We start from the raw sequence: 6,169 nt of genomic DNA on the forward strand, positions 1-6,169 counted from the left end.
TTAAAACAAAAAAGCTTGTAAAAAAACATAGGTTTCTCTACAAGCTGACGCAGCCTTTGGCTGCGATTTGTTTTAACGGTTTATTTTGGCCGTTTGATCAGGGGGGGGGCTTGGCATATTGCTGAGCGATACGCTCATCCCCCCGAGGATGATGCCGCTTAAAATGGCGGTAATGGCCACTCGTCTTCCCAAATCTCTGAGCATGTTCTTCCTCCTTATCGTTTATCCCTTTCTCACGATATGAAGGAAGCAAGCCAAAAAGACGTGAAAAACGAAATTATTTAGCGGCTTTTTGCAGTTTATCAATCACTTCAAGGGAACGCCCCGTTCCGATTGCGACAGATTCGAGCGGATTTGCAGCGACATGCACGGGAACGACGATTTCTTGTGAAAGCCATTCTTTAATGCCGTTCAAGAGAGCGCCGCCGCCCGTTAAGATCACGCCGCGGTCGACAATGTCCCCGCTCAGTTCAGGAGGGCAGTCCTCCAGCGTCGCTCTGATCGCTTCGATGATATGAAGAAGCGATTCGCGCATGGCCGCCTGGATTTCGTTTGATTCAAGGGTAATCGTTTTAGGCAGGCCTGTGACAAGATCGCGGCCTCTGACTTCCATCGTTTTCGTTTCGTGCTCAATCAAAGCGTAGCCGATCCCGATTTTGACTTCTTCTGCGGTCCGTTCTCCGATCAGCAGATTGTATTTTTTTCTTACAAAAGATACGATGTCTTCATCAAGCTGGTCGCCGCCGATTCGGATGGAATGGCAGGACACCACGCCTCCGAAAGAAATAATGGCCACTTCTGTCGTCCCGCCGCCGATATCGACGACGACATTTGCGACAGGTTCATCGACAGGCAGGTCGGCGCCGATCGCAGCGGCAACAGGCTCTTCAATCAAATGCACTTGTTTGGCCCCGCAGTTTTTGACGGCATCGCTGATAGCCCGCCTTTCGACAGCGGTGGAACCGGACGGCGTACAAACCACAACACTCGGCTTTCTGAACGTAAAACCGATGTTTTTTCCTGCTTTTTTCATAATCTGCTTTAAAAGGTCTGTCGTCATGTCATAATCGGCGATGACCCCGTCTTTCATCGGCCGCACCGCAACAATTTTACCCGGCGTCTTTCCGATCATGTTTTTAGCTTCTGTGCCGACCGCCAAAACGTTTTTTGTTTCCGTATCCACGGCCACAACTGAAGGCTCGTTTAAAATGATTCCTTTGTTTTTGCTGTAAACCAATATGTTTGCTGTTCCTAGATCAATTCCGATCTCGGTTGTTTGAAACATGTTTTCACCCAATCTCTATTTTAAATTTTTTCCGAAAAACGAAATGTTTTTTCTTCGTGCTGAAAAAAAGAATTTCATTTAAATTTTCTAAAGGAATCATCGATTTATGGGGGTTTGTGACGGTTTTGAAAACAACCTGTAAAATGATGACCTCATATTTACATGATGAGAAAATTATTTCATTTTTATGACTTGAATTTTTTGCTGAAGATATAGCCAAAACAGGGAAACCTTTTTTGTTTTTTGTACGTCTATCGTTATGCTAAGACAATATCTTAGAAAAATAGAAACAAAAGAGGAAGTAGGCGAAAGTTTTGAAAGCAATAGGAGTAGTAAGAAAAGTGGACGAACTCGGACGCATCGTGATGCCGATTGAATTAAGAAGAGCATTGGATATATCGATCAAGGACAGTATTGAATTTTTTGTCGACCAGGATAAAATTGTTCTGAAAAAATATAAACCGCACGGTGTCTGTTTTATGACAGGCGAGATCACGTCTGAAAACCGTGAATACGGAAACGGAAATATTACGCTGAGTCCTGAGGGAGCAGAAATACTTTTAGAGGAAATTAAAAACGCGCTGTATCAGGCGAAAGCATAGCCATTGCCCGCCCTTTCTTACGGAAGGGCTCTTTTTGATCGGTTTTCAAAAACATGCCCAATAAAAGACAAAAACTGCCCGTCACTGAAAGATTCGGCATTAGAGACGATAAATACTTCGAACAATCCTCTCAAAGATGGTGTAAAGAATGTTACAATTGACTGAGAAATAGAAGTGGCAGGTGGGGGCATGAAAAGATATCAAGCACGGATCATTGCGACCGTACTGGCAATGACTTTTATTATGTTTTGGAATTATTTATTTTACGGAGTATTGGGAAATAAAATCAACTGGACGGTTGATTTGCTGTTTACACTGGTGACATTGATCAGCGTATGGTGGCTCACGCTTTACATCGATGAGTCTAATCAGCTTGTCTATAAGCTGAAGGAAAGCGAGAAAAAATATAAAGAGCTTTCAGTAGAAACCAATCGTATCATGGATAACCTGCAGGAAATCGTCTTTCAGACCGACCGGAAAGGCATGATCACCTTTTTGAACCAGGCGTGGACCACCCTGACAGGCTACAGTGTCGAGACAAGCCTTGGAAAGATGTATAATGACTACTTTGACCATGAAGAACGCATTTCAAATCATCTGATTGCTCAGCTGAAGAATAAAGAGTGTGAAGGAAGAATTGAAGTTTTATATCATCGTAAAGACGGAAGCAAGTTTTGGGGCGAAGTTCACTATAAACTATATTATACAGATGGTCAATTTACGGGAAGCTTAGGGACGCTGACGGATGTCACAGAGCGAAAAAATGCGGAAATGGAGCTGTTTAAATCAAATCAGCGGCTCGCCATGCAGTCTCAAAAGCTTGCCATGGCAGGCCAGCTTGCGGCCGGCATCGCTCATGAGGTAAGAAATCCGCTGACCTCTGTAAATGGCTTTTTACAACTCATGAAAACGGAGTATCCCGATAGAACCGAGTACTTTGATATTATCTTCTCTGAAATCAAAAGAATCGATTCAGTGCTCGGAGAACTGCTTGTACTGGCTAAACCTCATCAGGTTCAATTTAAAAAAATCAAAATCAATTCAGTTCTTCAGCAGGTTGCGACGCTTCTGGAAACTAATGCCGTTCTTTCCCATATTGAAATCGAAAAATCGTTTCAAAACGGGAAAGAATGGGAAATAAACGGTGATGAAAATCAAATTAAACAAGTATTTATCAATTTAATAAAAAACGGGATTGAAGCAATGCCTGATGGAGGAAAGATCACCATTTCCTCAGAACAGGAGGGCGAATATGTCAAAGTCAGCATCAAAGATGAGGGCGGAGGCATTTCACAAGCCGATTTGGCAAAGCTTGGCGAGCCTTTCTTTTCAACGAAAGAGGAAGGAACAGGTCTTGGGCTGACGATTTGCTTGAATATCATCGGCGCCCATAATGGGGAAATGAAGATCGACAGCACATTGGGAGAAGGGAGCACTTTCCACATTCTGCTGCCGATTGATGAAGATGCACCGTTTGACAACCGGAATGTTCAAAAGACATATTGCAGTCGCGCTACCTAAAATAAAAGAGGAAAAATTTCATTTCATATGATAGAATTTGTTAAAGATTGACCCATGGAGGAATAACCGATGAAAAAAGAATTTGCAGTAATTGGGCTCGGCCGGTTCGGCGGCAGCATTTGCAAGGCATTAAGTGAAGAGGGCCTTGAGGTGATGGCGATCGATATGGATGAGGACCGGGTGAACGAATACGCCAAAATCGCTTCACATGCTGTAATTGGAGATACAACAGACGAATCAGTGCTTAAAAATCTGGGACTGCGCAATTTTGATCATGTCATTGTGGCAATCGGAGAGAATATTCAGGCGAGCATTCTGACAACGTTAATTTTGAAAGAGCTCGGCGTTAAAATGATTACGGTGAAAGCCCAAAATGACTACCATGAAAAGGTTTTATCCAAAATCGGAGCCGACCGGATCGTTCATCCGGAGCGTGAAATGGGTAAACGAATCGCCCATAATATCGTATCCAACAATGTGCTAGATTATCTCGAACTGTCAGATGAACACAGTCTTGTAGAGATCGCAGCAAACGGCAAATTAGCCGGAAATACGCTGCTTGACCTTGATATTCGGGCCAGATATGGAATTAATATCGTAGCGATTAAACGCGGAAAAGAAGTGATCGTTTCTCCGCTCGCTACAGAGGAGATTCAAAAAGAGGATATATTGATCGTCATCGGATCAAACCCGGACATTGAAAGATTTGAAAAAAAGGTGTTTCAGCATGGATGATGGCAGAACCAGCCGTAAGCGTTTCTCGCTTACGGTTTTTTCATCTTTTCATTGACTGTTTGAATCGATTCGGCTACGATATTGAACCATATACATATAAAAACAGAGAGGGGTTATCTACCTTTGGACAAAGAGATGTTCATTCACCGGCTAGGCGCTGCTGCCCATCGCCAAAAAGCTGATACTGTTATCAAACACGGAAAAATCATGGATGTTTTTAATCAGGAATGGTTAGAGACGGACATTGCCATTGCAAACGGAGTCATTGCCGGTTTAGGCGATTACGAAGGGGAGAACATCATTGATGCCCAGGGACAAATGATTGTTCCCGGTTTTATTGACGGCCATGTTCATATTGAGTCTTCAATGGTGCCGCCGTCGGAATTTGCCAAAGCGGTAATTCCTCATGGGGTGACAACCGTTATTACAGACCCTCATGAAATCGCGAATGTCTCAGGTGTAAAAGGTCTGATATTTATGATGGAACAGGCTCGGCATGCCAAGCTGAACATTCATTTCATGCTCCCTTCGTGCGTGCCTGCGGCAGCGTTTGAAAAATCGGGTGCGGTTCTCCGGGCCGAAGAATTAAACCCTTTTTACACCCGTGAAGATGTGCTCGGCCTTGCCGAAGTGATGGATTACGTTGCCGTGGAAGCGGGTGAAGCGGACATGACACAAAAGCTGATGGATGCCCATGCTGCCGGCAAGCGGATAGACGGACACCTGGCAGGCCTGTCAGCCAAATTTGTCAACGTCTACAGGGCGGCAGGCGTCCTGACGGATCATGAGGTTACAACCCCTGACGAAGCGCTTGAAAGAGTCAGAAGGGGGATGTATGTCATGCTGAGAGAGGGGTCTGTCGCAAAGAATGTCCGCCAGGTTTTGCCTGCGGTCAATGAGAAAAATGTAAGACGTTTCTTTTTTTGTACAGATGATAAACATTTGGATGAACTGATTGATGAAGGGAGCATTAACCATCAGGTAAAACTGGCCATTCAATCCGGCCTCGATCCATTTCTTGCTTATCAGATGGGCAGCCTGAATGCAGCTGAATGCTACGGTTTAACAACAAAGGGAGCTGTTGCACCTGGCTATGATGCAGATCTGCTTTTTGTCAGCGACTTGAGGGATGTACAAATTGCGCAGACGATGATCAATGGTGTGATATACAGTGAAACAAGAGAAGCGGACACAACCGGCTGCAATCCTGAAGCCGGCTTGCTTCAATCTGTACATCTCCCGGAGTTAGACGCAGATGACCTTCAAATTCCGATCGTTCAAGACAAAGACGTGCGGGTCATCGAAATCATTCCCAATCAGCTTGAGACAAGGCTTTTTTTGTCCAAGCCAAAAGATGAGCCGTTTTTTCAAACTGATACAGAGAGCGATCTGTTGAAAATCGCAGTGATTGAACGCTACCGGGGCATAAAGGAAATCGGTCTTGGAATTGTAAAGGGATTTGGGTTCAAAGAAGGCGCGATTGCAACAACCATTTCTCATGATTCCCACAATCTGATCGCCGTCGGAACAAATGATCAGGATCTGTTAGCAGCGATCGAGCGTCTCGGGGAAATCGGCGGAGGGCTCACCGTCGCCAAAGAGGGGGAAGCACTTCAATCTGTTCCATTGCCTATAGCCGGGCTTTTATCCGACAAACCGCTGCACGAAGTGAATGACAGTTTGATATCCCTTCACCATACTTTGAAACAAATCGGCTTTTCAGGGGATTTTAATCCTTTTTTAACCCTTTCATTTCTTGCACTTCCAGTCATCCCAGATATGAAAATGACAACCGAAGGCCTGTTCGATGTCAAAGCTTTTAAACATATCCCGATTCAACCGTGAAAAAAAGATGGCGACAAATCGATAATACAGCATTTACTAGTAAATAAACGAAGCTTGGTTTGAAGTGTGGGAATGGACTTGCATGGAACATGGCGAAGGACGTCCGCGCGCACCGAAGCTAGAAGATGTGACGTGGAATGCAGCAAGCTGAAAAGATGACAAAAATCCTAAAACTTTAAAC

Annotated in this window: 6 protein-coding genes; 4 read left to right on the top strand and 2 right to left on the bottom strand. The window is 44.4% G+C overall.

Features of this window, described 5'->3' with window-relative positions; translation table 11 throughout:
• Window positions 1-72: 72 nt before the first annotated feature.
• Together BTA30_RS24025 and mreBH are read right to left on the bottom strand one after the other, a co-directional pair.
• Window positions 73-204: a protein YkpC gene (locus BTA30_RS24025; protein WP_094777380.1), complete on the bottom strand. Its 132-nt coding sequence runs from the start codon at window positions 202-204 to the stop codon at window positions 73-75.
• Window positions 205-277: 73 nt separating this feature from the next.
• Window positions 278-1,285, bottom strand: a complete 1,008-nt coding sequence (gene mreBH, locus BTA30_RS22035; RefSeq protein ID WP_076764179.1) for a rod-share determining protein MreBH — start codon at window positions 1,283-1,285, stop codon at window positions 278-280.
• Window positions 1,286-1,599: 314 nt separating this feature from the next.
• On the opposite strand from mreBH, the gene abhA reads away from it, so the two are divergent.
• From abhA to ade, 4 genes are all read left to right on the top strand, one after another.
• A complete protein-coding gene (gene abhA / locus BTA30_RS22045; protein ID WP_076764183.1) occupies window positions 1,600-1,887 on the top strand; it encodes a transcriptional regulator AbhA in 288 nt (95 codons plus the stop codon).
• A 189-nt stretch (window positions 1,888-2,076) separates the two neighbouring features.
• Window positions 2,077-3,408 (top strand): ATP-binding protein, encoded by a 1,332-nt coding sequence (locus BTA30_RS22050; RefSeq protein ID WP_076764185.1) that lies wholly within the window; start codon window positions 2,077-2,079, stop codon window positions 3,406-3,408.
• Between the two features lie 69 nt (window positions 3,409-3,477).
• Window positions 3,478-4,143 (top strand): potassium channel family protein, encoded by a 666-nt coding sequence (locus BTA30_RS22055; RefSeq protein ID WP_076764187.1) that lies wholly within the window; start codon window positions 3,478-3,480, stop codon window positions 4,141-4,143.
• Window positions 4,144-4,266: 123 nt separating this feature from the next.
• Window positions 4,267-5,988: an adenine deaminase gene (gene ade / locus BTA30_RS22060; RefSeq protein ID WP_076764189.1), complete on the top strand. Its 1,722-nt coding sequence runs from the start codon at window positions 4,267-4,269 to the stop codon at window positions 5,986-5,988.
• Window positions 5,989-6,169: the final 181 nt, after the last annotated feature.

Source organism: Bacillus swezeyi, from assembly GCF_001969815.1.
Taxonomy (GTDB): domain Bacteria; phylum Bacillota; class Bacilli; order Bacillales; family Bacillaceae; genus Bacillus; species Bacillus swezeyi.